The sequence below is a fragment of the Streptococcus mitis SK597 genome, assembly GCF_000148545.1.
GTDB lineage: Bacteria > Bacillota > Bacilli > Lactobacillales > Streptococcaceae > Streptococcus > Streptococcus mitis_C.
The window spans coordinates 1-852 of record NZ_AEDV01000106.1 but is presented as its reverse complement, the minus strand read 5'-3'; the positions used below and the strand labels follow the sequence as shown (position 1 = coordinate 852).

Annotated in this window: 2 pseudogenes; one reads left to right on the top strand and one right to left on the bottom strand. The window is 38.8% G+C overall.

The annotated features are described in order from the left end of the window. Nucleotides 1-208 (top strand): annotated as a pseudogene (locus SMSK597_RS0103455) (sigma-70 family RNA polymerase sigma factor); the annotation flags it as partial. A gap of 129 nt (nucleotides 209-337) precedes the next feature. On the opposite strand, the pseudogene SMSK597_RS12475 reads toward SMSK597_RS0103455, so the two are convergent. Continuing rightward, nucleotides 338-712, bottom strand: a pseudogene (locus tag SMSK597_RS12475) (helix-turn-helix domain-containing protein); the annotation flags it as partial. Nucleotides 713-852: the final 140 nt, after the last annotated feature.

Genomic DNA, 852 nt, shown 5'->3' with positions numbered 1-852 from the left:
GATAAGTCATCGTATAAGTGAGGGAGGACTTTGGCTGGACGATTATTATCTCTTTCATGAAACGCTAAAAGATTATAGAAACAAACAAAGTAAAGAGCAACAAGAAGAGTTAGAACGCGTCTTAAGAAATGAACGTTTCCGAGGGCGTCAAAGAGTGTTAAGAGACTTACATATTGTGTTTAAAGAGTTTGACATCCGTGCTCATTAGGAATTCATGCAAAAAAGTGGTAAATTCCCAAACTAACTTCCACCGCTAATCCAAGTGGAAGTTAGTCTGATAAAAATCCCAAAAACCAGTGGAAATCCGTGTCAGGGTAAGTTCCACTGGTTTTACTAATTTAACACCCTCAGAAATGACTTTGTCCATGTCCCAGAAGGTCTTGGAATTGAGAGGAGTTCCTTCACGAGCTTCTACAAGAGTTTGTTCGTACTGCTTTTGAGCTTGCTTAGCTAGGTAGAAAATTTTTTTAAATCCACAATTTTGTCTTCTTTTAGGGCAACCGTTACAGACAAAGGGAGCTTTGTCGAGTAAAGGGCAAGGAAGCTTATCGCATGTAGACTCTCGGACTTGTCTGTTTCGTTTGACTTCTTTGGAGACAGTAGTCGGGTCTTTTAGAATAAGGTGGCCAATAGCTTTGAAGGTTTCACCGCGCTCTAAGCCTAATTGGATATCATTACGGTCTGAAAGGGTAAGGTGTTTATATTTTGTCATAGTGAGCCTCATTTCTAACTCAAACGTCTCATACTTAATTCCACCATAAAAATCCGTTTTAGACTAATTTCCACTTCGGCTAGCCAAGTGGAAGTTACTTTGAGAAGTTAGCATGCAAAAAAAAAATGGAAAAAATTAAG